Raw genomic sequence first — 23,175 nt, forward strand, 5'->3', positions numbered from 1 at the left:
TGCACCTCATTCATTGGTCATTCATTGGTCCGAATCCGCTTCGGCGGCAGCGGACTTGCGGAAGGCCTGGCCGGCCTGGCATCGACGCGCTGGGCACTACCTGCCAACTCCAGCATCTCGTCGACAGACCACTGGTCATAGGCGTGCTCGCCATACCGGCATGCGATCACCCGGCCCTCGCTGGACAGAAGGAAATCGGCCGGCAGGCCCAAGCTTCCCCCGTGAGGCCGCACCTCGGGTAGCGGTTGCTTGCCGCTGAGCACCCGGAAGGTACTGCGCAGAACGCCTAGCAGCAGCGGCAGCCAGGCGCGCGGATCGAGCAGTGCCCGGGCTGCGGATTCCACCCCAAACTCGGCGTACAACCGCTTCTCGGGATCCGCGATCGCGTCGAACGGCAACCCTTCCGCGTGGGGCAGCAGCACCGCCCGTGTGGAGTGAAACACCACCACCTCCCGAATGCCCGCCGCGGCGATTTCCGCGTGCCGCCGCACAACACTACGCAGGTGCAGATCGCAGATGGGACATCCGGCGAAACGGCGAAACTGCAGATGAACCATCTGCGCCGGGTCGGGAATCTGAACCAGCCTCTGATGAATTGAGAAGATCTCCAGGGGCAGGATCGCGGACCCCACCTGGAGCCTTTTCACTGCGCTTCGCCCGCTCATTCCGCACTCCCTGTCCCGCTGACCCGGCGTTTCGCCTGTTCGTCGTCGCCGGTGCTTGCCTGGTGAATCAGGTCAAGGCGTCCATCGCCGCAGCCGGCCGCGTGGGGCAAACCGCCCGGTGCGTCACACCACATTGCTTCAGCCGCACAGCAGGTCCGGCTGGAACTGAATTCTTGGGTATTTCCGATAGGAGCAGTCACTAACCTGATCTTGGAAATGATGGCTTTTCAGGTCAAGTAAACTGTCGTCCACATTCATCCCATCGTTCGGGCACCAGGCTTCCAATCAGTGGAACACAGCGGTCTTCGCCCTCGTAACATATGCTGTGAGGGAGTGACACGGAAATGGTCAAATTCCTGCTGTTTTGTATTCTTGCCGTCTTCTGCTGGCCGCTGGCCCTGATCGCTTTGATCGTCTATCCGATCATCTGGGTCCTGATGCTGCCCTTCCGCATAGTCGGCATCGTATTGACGGGCGTTTTCGCCTTCGTGGGAGCCATCTTCATGCTCCCGGCCAAAATCATCAAAGCGATCGTCTGAAGCCCCGCGACGCCCGGCCGCCGCAAGCGCAGTGAACCCGGGGCGTTCGACCAGGTCCCGAAATGTGAGCGACGGGCGACCCGCGCGGCTTCATCGCAGCGGGCGCCCGTCTCAGGCAAATCTCAAACCCAACCGACCCCTTACGCGTAGCTCGAGATCGCACCCATATTGCGCGGCCCGCGTTCCTTCTCGGCCCGCTCCATGTATCCGCTGGCCCGGAACGCTTCCATCGGATTCTCGGCGATCCCCTTCGACTTCCGCCATTCGCGCAGCAGCGGCCGCACGTCGGTGAAGAACGCTTCGCGCAGGCACTCCTCGGAATCGATCAGGTCGGCCTTCTCCTGGTGCGCGGCCAGTTTGCCGAAGTCGATCAGCGCGGCCTTCAGGAACAGCTCCTGCGCCGTGCACGCGGTCTGGATCGTCTCCTCGATCTTGTTCTTGAGGTTGTGGCTCTGGTCGACCATGTAGGCCAGGTCCGGCGCCGCACCGCGCTCCCACGTGAAGTAGCAGATCTCGTAGAAGATCCGGAACACCTGATAAGGATCGATCGAGCCCAGCGTCAGGTCGTCGTCCGCATAGCGCCGATCGTTGAAGTGGAAGCCGCCCAGCATGTCCTCGCTCAGCAGCCAGGCCACAATCTGCTCGATGTTCACAGCCTGGTAGTGGTGGCCTGTGTCGACCAGCACCTTGGCGCGCGGCCCGCAATGCTTCGACAGGATATAGGACATACCCCAGTCGGCGATGTCGGTGTGATAGAAGGCGGGCTCAAAGGGCTTATACTCCACCAGCATGCGCTGGTCGCCGCTCAGCGCGGAGTGCACTGTTTTCAGGCCTTCCGTGAACCAGTCCTTCCGCGCGCGGATCGAACCCGTGCCGGGGAAATTTGTGCCGTCCGCGAACCACAGGGAGAGATCGCGCGAGCCGCTCGCGTTCTGGATCTCCACCGAATCCAGGATGTGCGACAGCGCCGTCTTGCGTACCTCCGCATCCGGGTTGCCCAGCGAACCATTCTTATAGCACTGGTCCTGGAATACGTTGGGATTGATGGCGCCGATCCGCACGCCGTGTTCCGCGGCCACCTTCATGACAGCCGGCACATCGGCCTTGCCGTTCGGAAAGTCCCACAGGACATGGACGGCCACGCTGGGGCAGCACCCCGTCACCTGGTGCACAATGCCCGCATCCGAGATCTTCTCGGCCGTACTCGTGGCCGCTCCGGCTTGAATGAACTTACCGAAGCGAGTGCCGGTGTTGGCGAAGCCCCACGACGGCAGTTCGATCGCAAAGGAGTCTAGAGCCTTGAAAGCAAGGTCGGTTTGCGCGGAGGAGAGCGGCATATGATAGTACCCGCGCGTATTATATCAACGAGAACTTTGGCTCTGAAGGTCCACTACTAGGTTGCAAGGCCGGTAACAACCGTGAATCCAAGATCCAATGAAGACTCCAGGCCGGTGGACCTGAGGCAGTTCGACTCCGCCTTTGGCCGCCCCGAGAAACAACAGCAGCAACCCGCCGCGCGGACCAGCTATGAAGATGTGCCCGACGGCTTTTACGACACGCGGGTGGAAGACGCCACCCTCAGCCGCACCCACACGACAGGCAATCCCATGATGGTTTGGCGCCTGCGCATCCTGGGCCCCACATGCCAGGGACGGTGCGTCACCAAAATGCGAGTCATTACGCAGAAGACCGTCGCGTACCTGAAACAAGACCTGGAGCGTTTGGGCCTGCAACTCACTCGGCTGTCCGAGGTGCAGGGACGGATGAGCGAAATGATCGACCGCGAGGTCCGCATCCAGAAGAAGACCAACCCGGCCCGTAAGTGGGCTGACGTCAACTTCGTCCGGGACAGGAAAGGGCCGGCCAGCGAACCGGTGGACTCAGAAGCCGCCTGGGAGGCAGGCATGGACGACGACACTCCGTTCTAGCCGGCGAGCTCTGAGCGGAAACGGCGGTGTTCAATCAGAAGACACCGATCCTGCACCACAAGCAGCCCGGCGTCCCTGGCCTTTTGGGCGGCCTCCTCGTGAATCACGTCGAGTTGCATCCAAACGGCCTTCGCGCCGATGCGGATGGCCGCATCGACTACATCCGGTACGGCTTCCGGGCGGCGAAACACGTTGACCAGGTCGACGGCCTGGTTGCATTCGTCCAGGGTCGGGTAAGCCTTCTCGCCGAGGATCTCGGTCTCGTTCGGATTGATGGGAATAATCCGGTATCCGGCCTTCTGCATGTAGGCCGAAACTTCGTAGCTCGGGCGGAACTTGTTGGACGACAAGCCCACCACGGCGATGGTCTTGCAGGTTTTGAGGATTTCCAGTTCGGTTGGCACGCTCAGTCGTTGAGATGCAGGACTTTGCGGAAACGCTCCACCTCATCGTGATCCAGGTGGCGGAACTCGCCCACTTTGACTGAGCCCAACTTCAGGAAGCCGATCTGGACGCGCTTCAGCTTCTCCACCAGCCGCCCTAAGCTCTTGAACATGATACGGATCTGGTTCTGCCGGCCCTCGGTGAGCCGCACCTCGTACCACGGGTTCACGTTGTGCTTGATCATCTTCAGCTTGGCTGGAGCCGTCCGGCGCCCGTGGATCGGAATACCGTTGCGGAACTGCTCCTCCTGCTCGGCCGAGAGGATCCCGTTCGTCTTCACCAGATAGATCTTCTCGACGTGGCTCGCCGGAGAGGTCATCTTGTTGGCGAATTCGCCGTCCGTGGTCAGCAGCAGCAGGCCTTCGCTCAAGTAGTCGAGCCGCCCAACCGGGAAAACCCGTTCCTTGACGCCCTTCAGCAGGTGCTTGACGGTACGGCGGCCTTCCGGATCGCTCAGCGTCGTCACCACCTCGCGCGGCTTGTTCAGGGCGATGTAGACCTCGTGCTTCGGCTTGCGCAGCAGCGTCCCATCCACCTTGACATGGTCCTTTTCGAGGTCGGCTTTGGAGCCTAACTCCGTGATCGTCTTGCCGTTAACTGTCACCCGGCCCTCGACGATAATCTGCTCGGCTTTGCGGCGGCTGGCAATCCCTGCCTGCGCCAGAATCTTTTGAAGACGTTCTTCAGCCATTGTCTGTCTGAGGCGCCTCTTCGTCGCCTGCGGGCTTTTCACCCTCGGGAGGCTCTGGTTCGACCGGAGACGCCTCCATCTCTTCCGGCTGTTCGGGCAGCCGCGGCTGCTCGGGGTTGCCGATTTCCTCGTCGGCCAACGACTGGCGGCGGATATCCTCGAATTCCTTCAGGCTCGGTAACTCGTTCAAATCCTTGAGTCCGAACTGGGTGAGGAACTCCTTCGTGGTCTTGTAGAGGATGGGTTTGCCGATGACGTTCTTACGGCCGGCCGTGGTGATGATCTTGCGGTCGAGCAGCGTCTTGATGACGCCGCCGCCCTGCACGCCGCGGATCTCCAGGATCTCGGGCATCGTGATGGGTTGTTTGTAAGCGATGACGGCCAGGGTTTCCAGGGCAGCCTGCGACAGCTTCAACGGCTGCTTCAGGTTCTTCACGAAGCTGCGAAGAACTTCGTGGTGCTCCGGTTTGGTGGCCATCTGGTAGCCGCCGGCCACTTCGCGAATGAAGATGCCGCGTTCGGCGCGGGCTGTCTCTTCGGCCAGAAGCCTCAGCACCGGCTCGACTTCTTCCAGAGGACGATCGAGAGCGGCGGCAATCTGCACTGCCGGCATCGGCTCGTTCAGGACGTAAACAATCGCCTCGAGCACAGCCTTGAGTTCCGCCGCCTGGCTGTCGGAAACGGGCTGCGGCTGTTTCTGGTCGCCCAGAAGCTGTTCGGCCGAGAAGCTCTCCGGCACCGGTTGGTCGTCTTCCGACTGCGCGACCGGCTCAAATTCGTCACCAGGCTGAATCTCGGCCGGCTCCGGCTCCTGCGCCTGGGGGTCGGTGGACGCCTCGACGGGCTCCGGTTGCGCTTCCACAACCTCTTCCGGCTCAGCAGTTTCCGGCTCGACAGCCGGCGGTTCAGCAGCTTCCGGCTCAGCAACTTCCTGGTCAGCAGCCTCCGGTTCAGCAGTTTCCGGCTGGACCTCGGGCTCGGCGGCGGACTGCTGGGGCTCCGTCTCGGGTTGTTGTGCAGGCTCCTGCTGCTGTTCCGCCAACTCGGCGGAGGGGAGGTCTTTCTCTTCCATGGGGCTTAACTCTTGTACTCTTCCTCGATGCGCAGGATGGACTCTTCAGTCACCTGCAACTCATCGAAGCCGGTGTCGCGCTTGACGTGAATCTCGCCAAAGCTCTCAGACTGCGTGAGCTTGATGGCCTGCTGCTTCACCATCTCCAGCACGGCCAGGAACAGACAGATCATAGCGCGGCGCGAGCGTTGCTGCTCAAAAAGCGGCACCAGCGCCATCGTCTTGCCGGAGGGCAGCGCACGCAAGCTGTTTTTGAGGAAGAGGATCATATCGGGAACCGACACTTCCTCTTTGTTTACTTCATACAGCGGCCGGTGCTTGGCCCGCTCCAGGACCTGCTCGAAGGTCTTCACCAGGTCGAACAAGGTGACCGCCAAGCCCGGACCTTCGTCTTCATTGACGAAATTCTGGATCTGCGGATTCGACCAGATGGCCTCCTCGATCATGCGCTTTTCCTGCAGCATGGCCGCGGCTGAGCGGAACCGCTCGTACTCCAGCAGGCGGTCGACCAGTTCCTTACGCGGATCTTCCTGCGGGTCGATCTTGTCGAGTTCCGGATCCCGCGGCAACAGCATCTTCGACTTGATGTGGATCAGCGTCGCCGCCATGTAGACGAACTCGGCGCTGAGCTCCATATCCAGGGCCACGGCCTTCTGCACGTAGTCGAGATACTGCTGTGTTATCTGTGCGATGGGGATGTCGTAGATGTTGATCTGCTGCCTGCGGATGAGGTCCAGCAGCAGGTCCAGGGGCCCGTCGTAGTGCTCCAGATGTATGTTGAGCGGGGAAGACACCTCCTTTCAGGATAGCAGGATCGCGGCTGGAGACCAGCCCATAGTACACAAGCAACTGATTCTAAAGCAATTCCTGTCAACAAGAGACGCCTTGCGGGAGTTTACTCGCCGGGCGCTGATTTATGAGTATTCCTGTTGTTCCGGGCCCCTGTAATTTAAGAAAATAGAAAGAGATCTGGTAACGTGGAGAACTGCTCGAATGGAATCCGCCTGGTTTGAAAGTGTAAGCCGGCGCGCTGGCCGCAAGTCGCTTGCGACCATCTCAGCGCACCGGCCGGCGCTGGCTGAGGCGTGCACCACGACGCTGCTGCGCGCCCAAGGTGCGTTGTTGGACCTGCAGAAGCCCGAGGGGTATTGGTGCGGCGACCTGCTGGCCGATACAACGCTGGAATCCGACTATATTCTGCTGCAATTGTGGCTGCATCCCCCGGACGAAAACGGCTGGACTCCGCCGAACCGCGAGACCATCGCCAAGGCGGCCCAATCGATCCTGGAACGGCAGTTGCCCAACGGCGGGTTCAATATCTACCCCAGCGGTCCGGCCGACGTCAGCGCCAGCGTCAAAGCTTACACAGCCCTCAAGTTAGCAGGCACACCGGCGGAGAGCGAGGCGATGGTGAACGCCCGCAACTGCATCCTCCGCCTGGGCGGCATCCAGAGCGCCAACAGCTACGTCAAAATCAACCTGAGCCTGTTCGGACTCTTCCCGCGGCAGCATGTGCCATCCATCCCGCCCGAACTCGTCCTGCTCCCGGGCGGCGTACTGTACGAAATGTCCTCCTGGACCCGCGCTATCGTCGTACCCTTGTCGATCGTCCAGGCGCGCGGCGGCACCCGGCCCGTTCCGCCCGGCTTTGACCTCACCGAACTCGAAGCGCCCGGCAAAAGCTACAAACTGCCGCGCAAGGACAAACTGTCCCTGCTGTTTTCCGGCATCGACCGCGGCCTGAAGATCTGGCAGGACCGCGGCAATTCCAAGGTCAAGAACGCGGCCATCCGCGCGGCCGAGAAGTGGATGCTCGACCATACGCGCTACTGCGATGGCCTGGGCGCCATCTACCCGTCGATGATGTACCTCATCATGGCGCTGAACGCGTTGGGCTACCCCTCCGATCACCCGGACCTGAAGGACGCGCTGGCCCAATTTGACGCCCTGATGACGCAGCGCGGCAGCCAGTTCTACTTCCAACCCTGCTTCTCGCCGGTGTGGGACACCGCCATCGCCACCTTCGCGCTGGGCGAAATGGGCGAGGCGCCGCCAGAGCGCATGAGCAAAGCGGCCGACTGGCTGATCGCACGCGAAGTGCGGCGCAAAGGCGACTGGTCGGTCAAGCGGCCGGACCTCGAACCTTCCGGCTGGGCCTTCGAATTCGCCAACGAGCAGTATCCGGACATCGACGATACCGCCATGGTCCTGCTCGCCCTGATGCACGCGCGCGGCACGGATCCCGAAGCACAGGAACGGTGTGCGCGGCGGGCGGTGAACTGGCTCTTCGGCATGCAGTCGCGGGACGGCGGCTGGGCGGCGTTTGATGTCGACAACGACTGGCAATTGCTGAACCGCGTGCCGTTCGCGGATCACAACGCCATGCTCGATCCCACGTGTCCCGACATCACCGGGCGCGTCCTGGAAGCGCTCACCCGGCGCGGCTACAGCAGCGACAATCCGGCGATTCACCGCGGCGTGGAATACCTGCTCAAAACGCAGGAGCGCAATGGCAGCTGGTATGGCCGCTGGGGTGTCGACTACATCTACGGCGCCTTCCTGGCCATCCGCGGCCTGCGGCATTCCCACGCCGAGGGCTCGGCGGACGCCATCAAGAAAGCCGCCCGCTGGCTGGCAGCCGTCCAGAACGTCGACGGCGGCTGGGGCGAAAGCTGCGCCAGCTATGTGGAGGATCACTTCGTCGCCGCGCCCAGCACTCCGTCCCAGACGGCCTGGGCTGTCATCGGACTCCTGGCATCGGGCGAAGGCCACTTCGAGCAGGTGCGCAAGGGCCTGGAATACCTGATCCAGACCCAGAAACCGGATGGGACGTGGGACGAGCAACTGGCCACGGGCACAGGCTTCCCCAACGTCTTCTATCTGCAGTACACGCTCTACCGCAACTACTTCCCAGTGCTCGCCCTCAGCCTGGCGCGCAAGGCACTGGCCGGGCAGGCCGCCGAAGCCAAGCGCCTGCTGACGATGTAGCGGCCCGTCCGCCGCCCGGCACGTTCGGTTCGACAGCTCCAATCCCGAATGCATCCGCCCTTCCGGAATTGACACGGCGCGCAGCCGTCTCAGGAATGGGGACCATCCTGGCATGGCGCCACAACGGCAACGGGCTGAGCGAGTGAGTCCGGCCGCCGGTTGGCGCTGGAACGAACCTGCGTTCCACCGTCCCCTGCTCTAAGATGGTGACTAATCCGATGGATGCCGATTCGGCGTGCCGGATTCGGGCTGCGCGGCTTTGTTCCGCGTGAGAGAAAGGGGAGTGCCGGTGCCGCGGATTTCCTTGCATCCTGCTCTTGTACGAATCCTGGCCGGAGGCGGAATTGACGCCCGTCGCTGGCCGCTCCTGCTGGCCTGCCTGGCCGTGTCGACCGCGGCAGCCTGTGCACAGCCGGGCACCTATGCGTTTCGAGGACGGGTCGTGGACGACGCCGGCGGACCGGTCGATGGCGCACTCATCTCCGTCGAACGTGTCGATGCCCCGGGCACGACGCAGACCAGGAGCGCCAAGAATGGACGGTACTCGGTGCCGCCGGTTCCGGATGGTGTGTACTCCATCACCGCAAAGGCCCCAGGGTTCGTCACCGTGCGGTACTCCACGCTTGAAGTCGAATTTCCGCGGGTATTTGAATTCGACCTGACGCTAAAGTTCGGCCCGATCACCGAGGGCGGCATCGGAGACGCGACGCCTTACCGGCCTTTCTTCGGTACGTTGCGAAGAAGCGGTTCCGCCCTGGCCGGCGCTCAGGTGTGTCTTCTGCAGGATTCAAAATCGAAGTGCACATCGACGAACTCGCTGGGCCAATACTACCTGTCGGTGCTGGCGGGGGCATATACCGCAGCCGTCGAGCAGGGTGGCACTACGCTCTCCCGTCAACGGATCGAGATCACCGGAACGAACCAGAACCGGATCATCCTGGATTGATGACCCGGCCGCCCAGGCACCACCAAATCAGCGTGCCGAGTACTGCTTGAACAGATCCGCCACATGCCCCGTTTCGGCATCCCCGGGGTGGATCACCACACGCCATCTCAGTTGAATCTTCTGGCCCGGCGCCAGCTTCGTCTTGCGCTCCGCGGCAGCCGGATCAAACGCATTCTGGCCAAACGGGTTCAGCGAGAACAGACCGTAGTCGCGGGCGTGCCAGTAAGTCGGCGCGTTCGGATTCTTGGGGTGATCGAAGATCGCCACACCCAGCCGCTCGCCGCCCACTTCCGCCGTATAGTCGACCCAGGCCGCACGCTTGCCCCACACGTTGGCCATGCCGGCCTGCCCGTTGGAGTTCACCATCTTGCCGCCCTTGCGCTCAGTGAAATTCTCAGCCAGCCGGATGGCGAACGCACCTTCCTTGGTATCGCCGAGCGTCACCTCGGTGGCCGCGGTGAGCGTGATGTTGAAGTCGATGATGCGCAGCGTCGGGTCCGAATAGAAAAGCATCTCGCGGTTCTCATTCAGCAGCACCTTGCCATCCGGATCGCGCCATTCCATCACGGCGGTGAGCGACCCCGGCCCCTTTGCCGTCGCGTCTTTCCACTTCGCGTCGCGCACCACCACCCGGCCGATGCGGCCCTTCGTATAGGTTGGGTCGTTCTCCCAGAACTTCACACCGTTCACATCGTCATAGGTGAACCACAGGCCGCGGTGGTGCAGGTGGTCGCGGCTCTCGCCGGGCAGCATCTGCATCGGGAAGCCCCGCGTGACAATTTTGCCGGAGGCGGAATAGAGCGGGGCAAGGAACGGTTTGCCGGCGTTGTCGCCATAGTGAAAGGTGGTGAACGGCTTGCCGTCGATGTTCACGGAAATGGCATCGGGGGCGAAGCGAACCTGGGCGGAGAGGCACGTGGCCGCCGTGAAGGCGAGAAGGAGAGAAGTGCGCATAGTCGGGAACCCCAGACAGTCTATCGCGTGTGAACTGGCATGTCAGCCGGATTGTGTAGATAATAGCTACCGATGTCACCCACAACACTAGCCGCGTCTTTGCTGGTCACCCTGGCGGTGTGCTCGGCCCAATCGAATTTGCCGGAGTTGAAAGTGGAGGCCTCTGACGGAGGCTCGGTGCTGCGCGTGCGCAACACCGCCTCGCAGCCGGTTGTCGCGTACATGATCGAACTGGTGAACTATCCCGGAAGCTGGTTTGCCTTCTGGCAGGATGAGACAACGGCGGAACCCGTGAAGCCGGGAGAAGAGCGCCGCATCCCGATTACTAACATGACAGCCGGAGCCGCGCCGGAGTACATGAAGATGCAGGCCGCGATCTTCGCCGATGGATCCACCGCCGGCACACCCGAACGTGTGCCCGTCCTGGTAGAACGCCGCAAGCAGATCCTGGCCACCGTGAAAGAACTGATCGCACGGCTCTCCAAGGCCGAGACGGCCGGGCAGAGCGGCACGACAGCGGCAGCAGACCTGAAGAAGTGGGACGAGTCGATTGCCGGACCGACGCGATCCAACCGGGCGAAACCGGAAGGCATCGTGGCCGCGGCAGTGAAGGGGCAGATCGAGTGGGCGGCAGCCGCCTTGGAGAAAGGCTCGGTGCCCGCAGTGCTGGCATCCCTGCGAGCCAACGAGAAGAAACTGGGCGGCGGACAGTAGGCGCGCCGCCCCCATCCGCCCTTGGGCCCCACCGGCCCTACACCGAATACTTGTGCGTCAGCTTGCGGAGCTCCGCCAAACCCTTGGGGACCGCCACGGCGCTCGGCTCTTTCGCTTCGTACTCCAGCGAGAGGTAGCCCTTGTACCCGCCGCCGCCAATCAACTTGACGACCCGATCCCAGTCCTGCGGACCGGTCTTGCCATCGTCGTAAGTCATCTCGGCCTTCATCTGCACATTGACCGCCTGCGGCAGGCACTGCTGCATCTGCTCAAACGCATGGTCCTTGAAGTTGCCCGTGTCGAGGTTGATGCCCACCCAGGGCGAGTTCACCTTGTTCACCATCTCGAGAATCCGGTCGGCCTTCGTGCAGATGCCGCCATGATTCTCCAGCCCGAGAATGATTCCCTTGGCCGCGGCAATGTCCGCTCCGCGCTTCAGGCATTCCACCACCCACGGCACCGCCTGCTCTTCCGTCGCGGTCTTCGGGACGGTCCCGCCAAACACGCGAATGTGCGTCGCGCCCAGCATATCGGCGACGTCCACCCACTTCGCCAGCGAGGCGACTTCCGCGTCCCGGTCGGCCTGGTTGGGCTTCGTCAGCTCAGTGCGGACGGCAATGGAGTAAATGGAAACACCGTTGCGATACGCGAGCCGCCGCAGGTTGTGCAGCCACTGGGCACTGGTATTGGGGAACCAGTAGACCGTCATGTCGATGCCGTCGATGTTCCACTCCACGCACTTGGCAATCAGATCCTCGTACGTCATCGACTTGTCCTGCAGCTCCTTGCGGAACGAGTAGGCGCAGATGGCGGGCTTCATGCGGGCCGCGGTAGCTGGGGCTGCGTGGGTGAGTTGCGGAGCCAGCGCGGCAGCGGCCGCGGCTGACGTGGAGGAGAGGAAGGCGCGACGATTCATCGGTATCGATGGTATCGCAGCCCAGCCCCCCATCAAACCCGGAGCGCCGCCATCGGATCCACCCGCGCCGCCCGCCGCGCCGGAACATAGCTCGCCCCCAGCGCCACCACCAGGAACACCACCGCAATCCCGCCAAACGTCAGCGGATCCGTGGGACTCACCCCAAACAACACCGTCTTCATGACGCGGGTCAACCCATAAGCGCCGGCCAGCCCGACCCCAATACCCGATAGCGCCAGCGCAAACCCATGCCCCACCACCAGCCGCAGGATGTCAGCCTGCTGCGCCCCCAGCGCCCGCCGGATCCCCACCTCCTGTGTCCGCTGTGCCGCCGAGTAGGCCACCACTCCATAGATCCCGATCACCGCCAGCAGCAGCGCCACCACCGCGAAGCCCCCCAGCAGCAGCACCAGCAGCCGCCGCTGCCCCACTTCGAGCTCCACCAGTTCGTCCATCGACCTCACCTCGGCCACCGGCTGATCGCGGTCCACCATCCGTACCCGCGCCCGCACCGCATTCGCAAACGACAGCGGATCCCCGGCCGTCCGCACCGCCACCATCGCGAACGGCTGCGCATTCTGTGCGAACGCGACATACATCGTCTCCGGCCACATGTCATTCTCCAACGACTGATGGACATTTGCCACGATCCCAATCACCTCGGCCGGCTTCGGATTCACGCCGCCAATCAACAGCCGCTGCCCAATCGGATCCTGCCGCGTCGGGTAGCCCGGCCAGAACCGCCGCGCCAGGCTCTCATCGATCACCGTCACCCGCTGCGCCTCTTCCGTATCCCGTTCCGTAAAGGCCCGCCCGCGCAGCAGCGGTATTTCGAAGGCCTGGAAATACCCTGGCGTCACCGGCATCAGCTTCGCCACCGGCCGTTCATTCAGCTTCAACACAGGCTGCGAAGCATCCTGCACCGGACTCCCCGCGAAGCCCGTCATCGGGATCGTCATGCCCGCCGTCACGCCGCGTACGCCCGGCAGCGTGCCCACCTGCTGGACCAACTCCTGGAAAAACTGCGACTGCTTCAGGCCCGTGTCATAGCGCGACGTCGGCAGCGACACCCGCATCGTCAGCAGGTTCGACGCGTTGAATCCCAGGTTCACGCCGCGCAAATTCATGACGCTCTTGATCAGTAGCGCCGCCCCAATCAGCAGCATCACCGACAGCGCTACCTGCCCCACCGGCAGCAGCCCGCGCAGATTGATCCCCAGCCAGCTCCGCCCCAAGCCAGCCTGGCCCGCCGGACCGCTCGCCCGCAGCACGTGAATCAGATCCGGCCGCGAAGCGCCCACCGACGGAGCCAGCCCAAACAGGATCCCCGTAAAAACAGACAGCCCCCCGGCAAACGCCAGCACGATCCAGTCCATGCGGATCTCGGCCGTCCGTGGTAATTCGAAACTCGTCATCGCCGGAATCAGCCGCAGCAGCAACGCCGCCAGCGCCACACCCAGCACGCCGCCCAGGAACGACAGCACCACGCTCTCCACCAGCAACTGCCCCATCAACCGCCGCCGGCCCGCGCCCAGCGCCGCCCGCACCGCGAACTCCCGCGTCCGCGTCGTCGCCCGCGCCAGCAGCAGGCTGGCCACATTCGCGCACGCAATCAGCAACACGAAGCCCACCGCCCCAAACAACATCCACAACATCGTCCGCACGCTGCCCACCAGCTCCTCCTTCATCGGAGTCAGCTCCCGCGGCGACCGCGACTTCGCATCCAGCATCGTCGGATGCGCCACCGCGTACTGGTGCCGCAGGCCCTTCAATTCCTCGTTCGCGCGGTCCAGGCCGATCCCCGGTTTCAGGCGCCCAAAGATCGTCAGGAACGGGCTCAGGGTCCGCGATTTCAAGGGCATCAGCGGCCATTCCGTAGGCGCCGTTAGCCACACATCCAAACCCGGCATCGGGAACTGGAACCGCGGCGGCAGCACGCCCGCGATCACGCAAGGCATCGCCGAAAGCGTCACCGTCTTGCCCACAATCTGCGGATCCCCGCCAAAGCGCCGCTGCCACAACTCTGAGCTGATCATTGCCACCGGCACACCGCCCGCGGCATCTTCCTCGGGACGAAAGCCCCGGCCCAGCAGTGGTTCCGCTTTGAGGATCCGCAGGAAGCTTTCCGAAACCCGGATCCCCTTCAGCACTTCGGGCTCGGAACCCGTAGCCAGAGTCACCGCCTCCTGCCGCGTATATGCGCCCAGGTCTGTAAAGGACTGCGAAGCCGCCCGCATCTCGAAGAACCGCGAAGGAGTCCCATTCCCCATCTGCACCAGTTGCTCGGAGTCACCATAAGGCAGCGGATTCAACAGCACGGCCCGGATAATGGTGAACATGGCGGTATTCCCGCCAATGGCGAGCGCCAGAGTGACGACGGCGGTAGCAGTAAAACCCGGAGCGCGCCGCATCGTCCGCCAGCAGTGCCGCGCGTCCTGCCAGACAGTTTCCAAGAGTCCAGGGCCATTCATCAGGGCAGTCCCTCCGTGTCTTCCAGTCTACCGCTGCCCCCTGGCCATCCCGAAATGTCCCCGCAATAGGAATGCGATTCGGCGCAATTCCGCAAATTCGAGAGAATTGCCCGCCGGATCATCGCCGGCCCGCTATAATCGGCCACATGCAGTGCCTTCGCCTGGCAGCCATCCTCACGTTGACCAGCGCCCTCGCCGCCCAGGATCCCCAACTCGAAGCCCTGCGGGATACTCTGGCTACCCTGCGCAAGCAGACCCAGGGAGCAGCCTTCGACACCCCCATCCCAGCCGCCCCCATGGCCAAGGCCAAGCACCAGCTCCGCGACTGGATCGAATCCAAGCTCGCCTCGCTAAAGACGGATCAGGAAGTCCCCGTCCTGGAAGTAAAGCTCAACCAGGAACTCCAATCGCTCGGGATGCTGAACGAGGAACCCGAGGGGAGCCGCTTTGGCACGCTGGGACACCTCCGGCTCCGCCAGGAGGGTGGGCTTGTCACGCTTGCCACCTCCGTCGGCATTCTTTGTCAGAACGACCAGTCCGCCTACGCTTATCAGAAAAAGGATGGCCGCTGGCAGCGCATCTGGGAATCGGAAGAGCGCGACTATTCAACTGGCAAGTACGCGCCCCAGCATATTTTTGCCATTCACGTCTTTCGGCCGAAGACAATCACTGGCGATGACCGGCCGCCGTTGGTGATGACCCTGGGGAATGAATGGGGCTGCGGCTCCTTCTGGCACCTCGTCTACTACCGCGTTTGGAGAATCGATCCCACTGGGCCGAAGCTCCTGATCAATGGCTCACAACAGGCCTGGCTGCGGCTCGATGATTTCGCAACCGGAACGTTCCGGCAGGATCCGTATCTAGCCGATCCGGCCGTGGACGTCCTGCTCGAATTCACCGTGAGCAGTGTCGACACCGGCGTGGGTAGACGCGAGGCGGTGTTCCGCTACCGAATCGACGGCGACCACGCTCGCCGCATTGATCCCATCGCGTTCACCCCAAGAAACTTCGTGGAAGAGTGGCTCACTCACGACTGGCCGGAGTCCTCTGGTTGGTCCACCTCGGAGGCAGTCCGCCCCTGGCACAACGAGCTTCACGCGGAGGGGGTGAGCGGCCAGTTCCAGCGCGCCACGAAGCGCTGCCAGTCCCCAGGGCTCTGGCAAGTGGCCTTCGCTCCGAGTGGCGCGGAGGCGAAGCCATCTAACAAACCGCCTCGCTATTTCCTAATCGAGTGGCATCCGCCCTTCCAGTTCACCCTCAAGGACGTCAGCGCCAAGCCCTGGCCCGATTGCACCCAGGACGACCCCGAAGCCGACGAATGGAGAACCCTCTTCTCCACGCAACAGTGGCGCAACTGAAAGCGAAACGGCCGCCGCAAATTGAGCCGCGCGTCAGCAAGCGCGCACCTCCCCTACTCCGCCCGCAACGCCCTCACCGGATCCACCCGGGCCGCCCTCCGCGCCGGCAAATAACTCCCCAGCACAGCCGCCACCAGCAACACCCCCAAAGCCACGCCATACGTCACCGGATCCGCCGCACTCACCCCGTACAACATCGAACGCATCAGCCGCGACAACCCCAGCGCCGCCGCCAGTCCGCCCATTGCCCCCAGGGCCGCCAACCGCAACCCATGCCGCACGAACTGCCCGGCCACCACACGAGGCACTGCCCCCAAGGCCAACCGGATCCCAATCTCCTTCGTCCGCTGCGACACCGTATACGAAATCACCGCGTATAACCCCACGGCCCCCAGCAACAACGCCATGCTGCCTGCGATCACCAGCAGCATCAGGGCCAGCGAACTGCGGGCCAGGGAATTCTCATAGACCGACCCCAGCGTCTTCACATCCGCCACCGGCAGCGACGCATTCACCTTCGACACCGCCTGCTGGATCTCCTGCCGCAGCGCCGTCGTCCCCGCCCTCGGCGTCCTCATGACGTACGCCAGGCTGCGCACCCCAAACTCCTGCTCCGACTCGAAGTTCCGGCTCAGCAGCGGCCAGTACGCCGTCGCCGTCGCCGCCTTCTCGATTCCGTCGTCGTGCAAATCCGCCACCACCCCAATCACCTCGCGCCAGTCATCCTTCAACGTCGGCCGGATCCTCTTCCCAATCGCCATTCGAGGTTCACTCCAGAACGCCCGCGCCAGGTTCTCCGAAACCAACGCCACCGGAGCCCGCCGGTACACCTCCGCCCACGTCAGGTCACGTCCTGCAATCATCCGGCTGCCCGCCGCCGCGAAGTACCCCGGCGCAACATACTTGAACCGCCGCACCACGGGAATCCGCCCATCCTCAGACGGCCTGTCCTCCGCATACACCGGGTCGTTCGAACCGCCTTCCAGCGGCAGCGAGTCGATCGCCCCCACGCGCTCCACACCGCCCACTTCGGCCAGCCGGTGCAGGATCTCTTCCTCCATCCGCGCCACTCGCTCCGGCGAGTCCACCAGCGATCCCGGAATCGCCACCCGCACCGTCTCTAGGTGCGCCGCGTCCGAAAAGCCCGGGTCCACATGCAGCAGTGCCCGGAACGTCCGGATCATCAGGCCCGACCCCACCAGCAGCACCAGCGCCAACGCCACCTGTACCGCCACCAGCGCGCTCCGCGTCCGCTGCCGCTGCCGGTTGCCCGTCACTGACCGGTTGCCGCCCCGCAGGTCATCAACCCCGCCCGGCCGCGCATACTTGAAGACCGGAATCAGCCCGAACACCACACTCGCGCCCAACGAGACGCAAACCGTGAACAGCATCACCCGCGGATCCATCCCAATCTCGTTCGCTCGCGGCACATGCACCCATTCCAAAGCCAGCAGGACCCTCAGCGCCGCCGTGGCGAAGCCCCATCCGGCCAAGCCCCCGCCCACCCCCAGCAGCACGCTCTCCAGCAGCAACTCCCGCGCAATGCGCGCCCTCGGAGCGCCCAGCGCCACACGCACCGCCAACTCCGGCCGCCGCCCCTCTGCCCGCACCAGCATCAGGTTCGCGACATTCGCGCACGCAATCACCAGCACCAGCCCCACCGTCCCCATCAACACCCACAGCGTGCTGCCGATATCGCCCACCAGGTATTCCTTCAGCGATCGCAGCCGCGGCCCAAAGCGCGCTTCGGCAAATGCGTTGCTGCTGAAGCCCGGATTCACCGCGAACTTCCCCTCAGCCATCGGTAGCATCCGCGCCACATCCGCATTCGCCTGCTCCAGCGTCACGCCCGGCTTCATCCGAGCGATCCCCTGGCAACAGAAACTGATCAGTCGGACCTCGGCCCGCCGGAATCGCAGCGGCGCCACCAGAGACACCTTCCGGTCCATAAACTGAAACGACGGAGCCAGCACACCGATCACCTCGTGCGCGTGTCCATCCAAAACAATGCGTCGCCCCAACACAGCCCGGTCTCCGCCAAACCTCGATTGCCAGTACCCATCCGACAACATCACAGTCCGCTCATGCGAAGGGTCTTCGTCCTCTCGCGTGAATCCACGCCCCAACGCCGGCTGCGCCTGCAGCGTCGACAGAAACCCCTGCGTCACCGAAAGCCCCGGCACCTCCTCCGGAGTCCCCAGTCCGGTCACCGTCCACGAGTCCCCAGACCACATGCCCAAATCCTGAAACACGCGATTCTCCTCGCGATAAGTCAGGAACAGCGAGACGGCCAGGTTCATGTCCGGGATGTTGAGCCCCGGAGCCGTGTGCCGCAACGCCACCAGCCGTTCCGCCTGCGGATACGGCAGCGGCTTCAGCAACACTCCATCCACCACGCTGAAGATGGTCGCGCTAGCCCCAATCCCCAAGGCCAGCATCAGCACGCTCACCGATGTGAAACCCGGATGCCCCCACAGCCGCCGCAGTGCATAGCGCACATCGCAAGCCAGTGTCTCGATGCGGTTCTCCCACCCGTACTCCCGCACCTCTTCGACAACGGCAGTCCGGCTGCCCATCTCAACGGAAGCCGCCCGCCGGGCGTCGGCAGGAGACAAGCCGCGCCGCACATGCTCCTGAGTGGCCTGATCGAGAAAGTGTTCCACCTCGTCGGAGATCTCCCGGTCCACGGCCCCACGCCGCCCCAAAGCCCGCAACCCGCGAGTCAACTGCCGCCAAAGGGACATGATCTATGCCTCCGCCTTGGGCGTGCGAGCAATCGGAGATTTAGGAGGAAACCCCGGGCAGAAGGCGGGGAAGAAGGACAAGTCCAGCGAGCCCGGGGAGAATTGAATTTGAGGTGAGTCCATAGCGATAACGAGAAGCCGGCAACCTCACCGTATCGCTCTTCCTCTTGATTGTCAAGATGTGATGATCAAGATCACCGCAGCGCCGTGGGCCTTGTTACACCAGCACAGGGACCGCAGGCCTTGCCGGGCATCTCTCGTCGGTTAATTAATACCGACCGCGCTCATGCCGAGCTTGCACGGCCCGTTTGATGGCAGCCCGCATCTGCGCCGGTGTGTTCGCCCTCCGTTTGGACGGCAGACACCCAACCACATCTTCCAGGACGCTTGGCGCGAATCGCGCAGCCGGACGCGGCGGCACACCCTCGGCCTGCTCATGTCCCTCGACTTTGGTACCGGGAACCAACGCACGCGCCTTCATCTCACCGCCAGCTCTGATCGCTCATGTCATACCCCGGAACCCGCACATAGTAATCCCGCATCTTCCGCTTCTCGGCGATCGGACCCTCTTCCCCCCACGGACTCTCTTCAAACTCCGCGCACGTCGCCGCTTCCCTCTTCCGCACTTCATCCACATTCGGCGGATCGTTCACTTCGATATAGTGAAACGGCTTCGTCCACCCCAGCGCCTTGCGGTGCAAATCAGCAATCCGGTGCCGCTTGAACCCCCAGCCGCACACCGTGATCTTCGACGGCCACTCACCCTGCAACTCCTGGAACCGGTACAGCCCGCACAGCACATTCAGGAATGAGTCCAGCGCGAACTCCTCCAGCACCGCCCGCGCCCGCACCTCGCCATGCCCCCACCACTCATACCAGTCGGCGATCAGCCAGTACCCCAGCGCTTCGGTGATCGGACCCGCCTCCGGGTCCGTCGCCCCGCCCGAGAACATCAGAATCGCCTCGGGATCCTGCGCCGCCGCCTCCACGCCCGCCTTGATGTGTTCGATGAAATACTGCGGCTCGCTGTTCTGGTAAGGCTTCAAATACCACGAGGAGTCCAGCGTCGGATCCTCGCGCAGGTTCCACACCGCATGGCCCGGAACCAGTACCAGATGTTTGAATTCTGTCATTAGAAAAGCTTCGGTTGATTCGGACCCATGCCCCAGCCCATCGGCCGCCGCGGCACGTTGAAGTATTCGAACGCCCGCTCCGTCGCCATGCGCCCGCGCGGCGTCCGGTCCAGGAACCCCAACTGCATCAGGTACGGCTCGTACACTTCCTCAATCGTGTCCGGTTCCTCATCCGTCGAGGCCGCAATCGTGCTCAGCCCCACCGGACCGCCGCCGTACTTCTCCAGCACGGTCAGCATGATCTTCTTATCGATCTCGTCCAGCCCGAACCGGTCGACCTCCAACAAATCCAGCGCCATCCGCGCCACCTTCAGGTCGACATGCCCCTCGGCCCGCACCTGCGCATAGTCCCGGACCCGCCGCAGCAGACGGTTCGCAATCCTCGGCGTACCCCGGCTCCGGCGCGCCACCTCTTCCGCTGCATCTGTATCAATCGGGGTCCCCAGCAGGCTCGCTGTGCGATGCACGATCTTCTGCATCTCCGGCACATCGTAGTGCTTCAGGTACAGGATCAAACCAAACCGGCCCCGCAGCGGAGCGCTCAGCAACCCCTGCCGCGTCGTCGCCCCCACCCCGGTGAAATGCGCAATCGGCAGCGAGTGCGTCCTCGCCCCCGGACCCTGCCCAATCACAATGTCTACCCGGAAATCTTCCAGCGCCGAATACAGCACTTCCTCGATATCCGGCAGCAGCCGGTGGATCTCATCGATGAAGAACACCTGCCGGTTCCTGATGTTCGATAGGATCCCCGTCAGGTCCAGCTTTTTCTGCAGCATCGGGCCCGACGTGAGGTCGAACGGGACGTCCAGTTCCTGCGAAACGATGTTCGCCAGTGTTGTCTTGCCCAGGCCCGGAGGCCCAATCAGCAGCACGTGGTCCATCGCCTCGCCGCGCCGCTTCGCCGCCTCAATCGTGACGCTCAACAGCTCTTTGACCTTCGCCTGGCCCGTGAAATCGTCCAGCCGAGTGGGGCGCAGACTGGCCTCGAATTGCACCTCCTCGTCCGTGGCGGCAGGCGATACAATTCGGCGCGACTGGCTGGAATCCGGCATGGCAGGCAAACTATCAGGTTAACGCAGCAGTTCCATCGAGCGCCGGAACAATGGCTCGAAGCCGCTGATCCCCGGCTCCGCCGCCGCTTTCTTTACCGCCGCCTCGGCCGCCGGCTGCTGGCACCCCAGGTTCACCAGCGCACTCACCACATCCGATTGCTCACTACTCAGGATCACTGCCGCAGGTCCCTTTGCGGTCGCCGCCGGAGCCGCACCCAGCCCTTCCATCTTGTCCCGTAGTTCCAATACGATGCGCTCGGCCGTCTTCTTGCCGATGCCCGGCACCCGCGTCAACATCGCCACTTCCCCGGCCCGGATGATCCGCACCAGGTCCGGAGCCGCCACCCCGCTCAGCGTCGTAATCGCCAGCTTCGGCCCAATCCCCGACACGCTGATCAGCTTCTCGAACAGCGACTTCTCCATCGCCTCGCGAAACCCGAACAGCTGGATAGCGTCCTCCCGCACATTCGTGAAGATCCGCAGCTTCACCTCCGCCCCGACATCCGGCAGCGCGCTATAGGTGGAAACCGAGATCTGGACGTCATACCCCACCCCGCCCGCCTCCACGATGGCCTGGTTCGGATGCTTCTCAATCAGGATGCCGCGGAGGTGTGCGATCATTGCCTCCGCAGTCTAACAAACGGGTACTCTGGTAGGAAATGGCTCGTCGTATGTTCTATGTGCAGGAGGTCCGGGGGGAGCAGGCCACCCTGCGCGGAGAGGCCGCGCAGCACGTCCGCAAGGTGCTCCGGGCCGAGCGCGGCCAGCGCTACGAGATCTCCGATTTCGAAAATATCTGGCTGGCCGAAATAGCCGATTTCGGCAAGGACACGGTCCAATTCAACCTGCTTTCGCCGGTCGAAGCGGTCACACCGCCCGCCGCCCTGCACCTCTTCCCCGCCCTCATTAAGTTCGATCACTTCGAGTGGATCCTCGAGAAAGCCACCGAACTCGGCGTCGAACGCATTACGCCCATCTACGCCTTGCGTACCGACAAAGGCCTCGACCAGGCGGCGCCCAAACGCATGGAGCGCTGGCGCAAAATCCTCTACGAATCCGGCCAACAGGCCCGCCGCCTCAGACTCCCGGAACTCGACGCCCCGTGCCGCCTCGAACAGGCTCTGCCGCGAGTCCTGAACCACAAGTATTTCCTGGAAGAGCAGCAGGGCGCCGGACCCATTCTCAAGACCCTGCCCGCGCAACGGACCCAAACCGACACCATCGGCTTGCTCTGCGGGCCCGAAGGCGGCTGGGACGATCGCGAACGTGCCGCAGCGACAGCGGCCGGTTGGACGAGCGTGTCATTGGGCCGCCAGATCCTGCGAGCGGAAACCGCCGCGGTCGCTGGCTTATCCATTATCATTGCTGCCTGGGATAGCGTTACGTAAAGCGCGCGATAGCGCCCGATAAAAGGAAGGACCCGCGAATGCAATTCAGGATTCTCTCCCTCGCACTCATCGGAGCCGCGCAAGCGCACAGTGCCCCGACTTTCACCAAGGATGTCCTGCCCATCCTGCGCAAAAACTGCCAGGAGTGCCATCGCCCGGGCGAAATCGGCCCCATGCCCCTGCTTACCTATGAGCAAACCCGCCCCTGGGCCGCTGCCATCAAGGGTTCCGTCGCACAGCGCAAAATGCCGCCCTGGTTTGCCGATCCCCATTACGGCAGATTCTCCAACGACCGTTCCCTCAGCCAGCGCGACATCGACACGATCGTAGCCTGGGTCAACGCTGGTGCACCAAAAGGCAATCCCAACGACGCACCGCCAGCAATCACTTTCACGGAAGGGTGGGGCATCCCGCAGCCCGACGTCGTCTTCCAGTTGCCAAAACCCTACGCAATCCCAGCCAAGGGCACAATCGAGTATCTCCACTGGGTCGTACCCACGAACTTCAAGACGGACAAGTGGGTGCAATTCGCTGAAGCCCGCCCAACCGACCGCGCCCACGTCCACCACATCATCGCCTTCGTCCGCGAACCCGGCTCGAACTGGCTCAAGGACGCAAAACCGGGCATCCCGTTCATCCCGGAAAAGCCCAAGGACCCGAACGCAAATATCAGCGACCTCCCCAGTGATTTCCTGGTCGGCTATGCACCCGGGCAACCGCCGGAACGCTTTGAACCCGGCCAGGCCAAATTGGTGAAAGCAGGTTCTGACATCATCCTGCAAGTGCACTACACCACGGATGGTCGCCCCAGTAAGGACCAAACCCGAGTCGGCCTTGTTTTCGCGAAAGAGCCGCCGCCGAATCGAGCGATGACGCTCTCGGCAACCAACGGGACCTTCAAGATCCCGGCCGGCGATCCAAACTATCTGGTGGAATCGGAGTTCACGCTAGGAACAGATGTGATCCTGCACGGTCTGCACCCGCACATGCACGCCAGGGGGAAAGACTTTCTGTATCGAGTCCGATACCCCGACGGCCGGACAGAAACACTATTGAGTGTCCCCAACTACAGCTTCGCCTGGCAGCTTTGGTACAACCTGGAGAAACCGATCGCCTTGCCCAAGGGCACTAAGATCTTGTGCACCGCTCACTTCGACAATTCGGTGAACAAT

Annotated in this window: 21 protein-coding genes; 8 read left to right on the forward strand and 13 right to left on the reverse strand. The window is 63.1% G+C overall.

Going from position 1 to position 23,175, the window contains the following annotated elements; genetic code table 11:
* Positions 1–17 precede the first annotated feature (17 nt).
* Positions 18–665 carry a peroxiredoxin-like family protein gene (locus ACR9Y2_RS39595; RefSeq protein ID WP_435047451.1) on the reverse strand — a complete coding sequence of 216 codons (648 nt, stop codon included), beginning with the start codon at positions 663–665 and terminating at the stop codon, positions 18–20.
* A 344-nt stretch (positions 666–1,009) separates the two neighbouring features.
* Here ACR9Y2_RS39595 and ACR9Y2_RS39600 point away from each other — a divergent pair, with 344 nt between their 5' ends.
* On the forward strand, positions 1,010–1,204 hold the full coding sequence (locus ACR9Y2_RS39600; protein ID WP_435047452.1) for a hypothetical protein: 195 nt from the start codon (positions 1,010–1,012) through the stop codon (positions 1,202–1,204).
* A gap of 140 nt (positions 1,205–1,344) precedes the next feature.
* On the opposite strand, the gene ACR9Y2_RS39605 is transcribed toward ACR9Y2_RS39600, so the two are convergent.
* Positions 1,345–2,541, reverse strand: a complete 1,197-nt coding sequence (locus tag ACR9Y2_RS39605) for a TIM barrel protein (protein ID WP_435047453.1) — start codon at positions 2,539–2,541, stop codon at positions 1,345–1,347.
* A gap of 81 nt (positions 2,542–2,622) precedes the next feature.
* Here ACR9Y2_RS39605 and ACR9Y2_RS39610 point away from each other — a divergent pair, with 81 nt between their 5' ends.
* Positions 2,623–3,132: a DUF669 domain-containing protein gene (locus ACR9Y2_RS39610; protein ID WP_435047454.1), complete on the forward strand. Its 510-nt coding sequence runs from the start codon at positions 2,623–2,625 to the stop codon at positions 3,130–3,132.
* On the opposite strand, the gene ACR9Y2_RS39615 is transcribed toward ACR9Y2_RS39610, so the two are convergent.
* The 4 genes from ACR9Y2_RS39615 to ACR9Y2_RS39630 are packed head-to-tail and all read right to left on the reverse strand — an operon-like array spanning position 3,129 to position 6,133.
* Positions 3,129–3,536 (reverse strand): CoA-binding protein, encoded by a 408-nt coding sequence (locus tag ACR9Y2_RS39615; RefSeq protein WP_435047455.1) that lies wholly within the window; start codon positions 3,534–3,536, stop codon positions 3,129–3,131. The two genes, ACR9Y2_RS39610 and ACR9Y2_RS39615, sit on opposite strands and share 4 nt — an antisense overlap.
* 2 nt (positions 3,537–3,538) lie before the next feature.
* Positions 3,539–4,267 (reverse strand): pseudouridine synthase, encoded by a 729-nt coding sequence (locus tag ACR9Y2_RS39620; RefSeq protein WP_435047456.1) that lies wholly within the window; start codon positions 4,265–4,267, stop codon positions 3,539–3,541.
* On the reverse strand, positions 4,260–5,339 hold the full coding sequence (gene scpB, locus ACR9Y2_RS39625; protein ID WP_435047457.1) for an SMC-Scp complex subunit ScpB: 1,080 nt from the start codon (positions 5,337–5,339) through the stop codon (positions 4,260–4,262). The genes ACR9Y2_RS39620 and scpB overlap by 8 nt, the downstream gene beginning before the upstream one ends.
* Positions 5,340–5,344: 5 nt before the next feature.
* A complete protein-coding gene (locus tag ACR9Y2_RS39630) occupies positions 5,345–6,133 on the reverse strand; it encodes a segregation and condensation protein A (RefSeq protein ID WP_435047458.1) in 789 nt (262 codons plus the stop codon).
* Positions 6,134–6,332: 199 nt separating this feature from the next.
* Here ACR9Y2_RS39630 and shc point away from each other — a divergent pair, with 199 nt between their 5' ends.
* Both shc and ACR9Y2_RS39640 read left to right on the forward strand, forming a co-directional pair.
* Positions 6,333–8,327, forward strand: a complete 1,995-nt coding sequence (gene shc, locus ACR9Y2_RS39635; protein WP_435047459.1) for a squalene--hopene cyclase — start codon at positions 6,333–6,335, stop codon at positions 8,325–8,327.
* Positions 8,328–8,631: 304 nt separating this feature from the next.
* Positions 8,632–9,273, forward strand: a complete 642-nt coding sequence (locus ACR9Y2_RS39640) for a carboxypeptidase-like regulatory domain-containing protein (RefSeq protein ID WP_435047460.1) — start codon at positions 8,632–8,634, stop codon at positions 9,271–9,273.
* A 27-nt stretch (positions 9,274–9,300) separates the two neighbouring features.
* Here ACR9Y2_RS39640 and ACR9Y2_RS39645 read toward each other — a convergent pair whose 3' ends face one another.
* On the reverse strand, positions 9,301–10,227 hold the full coding sequence (locus ACR9Y2_RS39645) for a PmoA family protein (protein WP_435047461.1): 927 nt from the start codon (positions 10,225–10,227) through the stop codon (positions 9,301–9,303).
* 72 nt (positions 10,228–10,299) lie between these two features.
* Between ACR9Y2_RS39645 and ACR9Y2_RS39650 the strand changes: the two genes are divergently transcribed.
* On the forward strand, positions 10,300–10,941 hold the full coding sequence (locus ACR9Y2_RS39650) for a hypothetical protein (RefSeq protein ID WP_435047462.1): 642 nt from the start codon (positions 10,300–10,302) through the stop codon (positions 10,939–10,941).
* 37 nt (positions 10,942–10,978) lie between these two features.
* Here the strand turns inward: ACR9Y2_RS39650 and ACR9Y2_RS39655 are convergent, their stop codons facing one another.
* Together ACR9Y2_RS39655 and ACR9Y2_RS39660 are read right to left on the reverse strand one after the other, a co-directional pair.
* Positions 10,979–11,857, reverse strand: coding sequence for a sugar phosphate isomerase/epimerase family protein (locus tag ACR9Y2_RS39655; RefSeq protein WP_435047463.1), 879 nt, complete (start codon positions 11,855–11,857; stop codon positions 10,979–10,981).
* Positions 11,858–11,889: 32 nt separating this feature from the next.
* Positions 11,890–14,310 carry an ABC transporter permease gene (locus ACR9Y2_RS39660; RefSeq protein ID WP_435047464.1) on the reverse strand — a complete coding sequence of 807 codons (2,421 nt, stop codon included), beginning with the start codon at positions 14,308–14,310 and terminating at the stop codon, positions 11,890–11,892.
* A 164-nt stretch (positions 14,311–14,474) separates the two neighbouring features.
* Between ACR9Y2_RS39660 and ACR9Y2_RS39665 the strand changes: the two genes are divergently transcribed.
* The gene (locus ACR9Y2_RS39665) at positions 14,475–15,686 is read left to right on the forward strand and encodes a hypothetical protein (RefSeq protein ID WP_435047465.1); all 1,212 of its coding nucleotides are present in this window, start codon (positions 14,475–14,477) and stop codon (positions 15,684–15,686) included.
* 53 nt (positions 15,687–15,739) lie between these two features.
* Here ACR9Y2_RS39665 and ACR9Y2_RS39670 read toward each other — a convergent pair whose 3' ends face one another.
* The 4 genes from ACR9Y2_RS39670 to ruvA all read right to left on the reverse strand — a co-directional run bounded on the left by ACR9Y2_RS39670 (position 15,740) and on the right by ruvA (position 21,236).
* Complete coding sequence (locus ACR9Y2_RS39670; protein ID WP_435047466.1) at positions 15,740–18,430, reverse strand: ADOP family duplicated permease; 2,691 nt, start codon at positions 18,428–18,430, stop codon at positions 15,740–15,742.
* 482 nt (positions 18,431–18,912) lie between these two features.
* Positions 18,913–19,563, reverse strand: coding sequence for a hypothetical protein (locus ACR9Y2_RS39675; RefSeq protein ID WP_435047467.1), 651 nt, complete (start codon positions 19,561–19,563; stop codon positions 18,913–18,915).
* The gene (ruvB, locus tag ACR9Y2_RS39680; RefSeq protein ID WP_435047468.1) at positions 19,563–20,615 is read right to left on the reverse strand and encodes a Holliday junction branch migration DNA helicase RuvB; all 1,053 of its coding nucleotides are present in this window, start codon (positions 20,613–20,615) and stop codon (positions 19,563–19,565) included. The genes ACR9Y2_RS39675 and ruvB overlap by 1 nt, the downstream gene beginning before the upstream one ends.
* Before the next feature lie 18 nt (positions 20,616–20,633).
* A complete protein-coding gene (gene ruvA, locus ACR9Y2_RS39685) occupies positions 20,634–21,236 on the reverse strand; it encodes a Holliday junction branch migration protein RuvA (RefSeq protein ID WP_435047469.1) in 603 nt (200 codons plus the stop codon).
* Between the two features lie 50 nt (positions 21,237–21,286).
* On the opposite strand from ruvA, the gene ACR9Y2_RS39690 reads away from it, so the two are divergent.
* Complete coding sequence (locus ACR9Y2_RS39690; protein WP_435047470.1) at positions 21,287–22,003, forward strand: RsmE family RNA methyltransferase; 717 nt, start codon at positions 21,287–21,289, stop codon at positions 22,001–22,003.
* Between the two features lie 38 nt (positions 22,004–22,041).
* On the forward strand, positions 22,042–23,175 hold a 1,134-nt coding region (locus ACR9Y2_RS39695; protein ID WP_435047471.1), incomplete at its 3' end, for a c-type cytochrome.

The organism is Paludibaculum fermentans (assembly GCF_051172195.1).
Lineage (GTDB): Bacteria > Acidobacteriota > Terriglobia > Bryobacterales > Bryobacteraceae > Paludibaculum > Paludibaculum fermentans_A.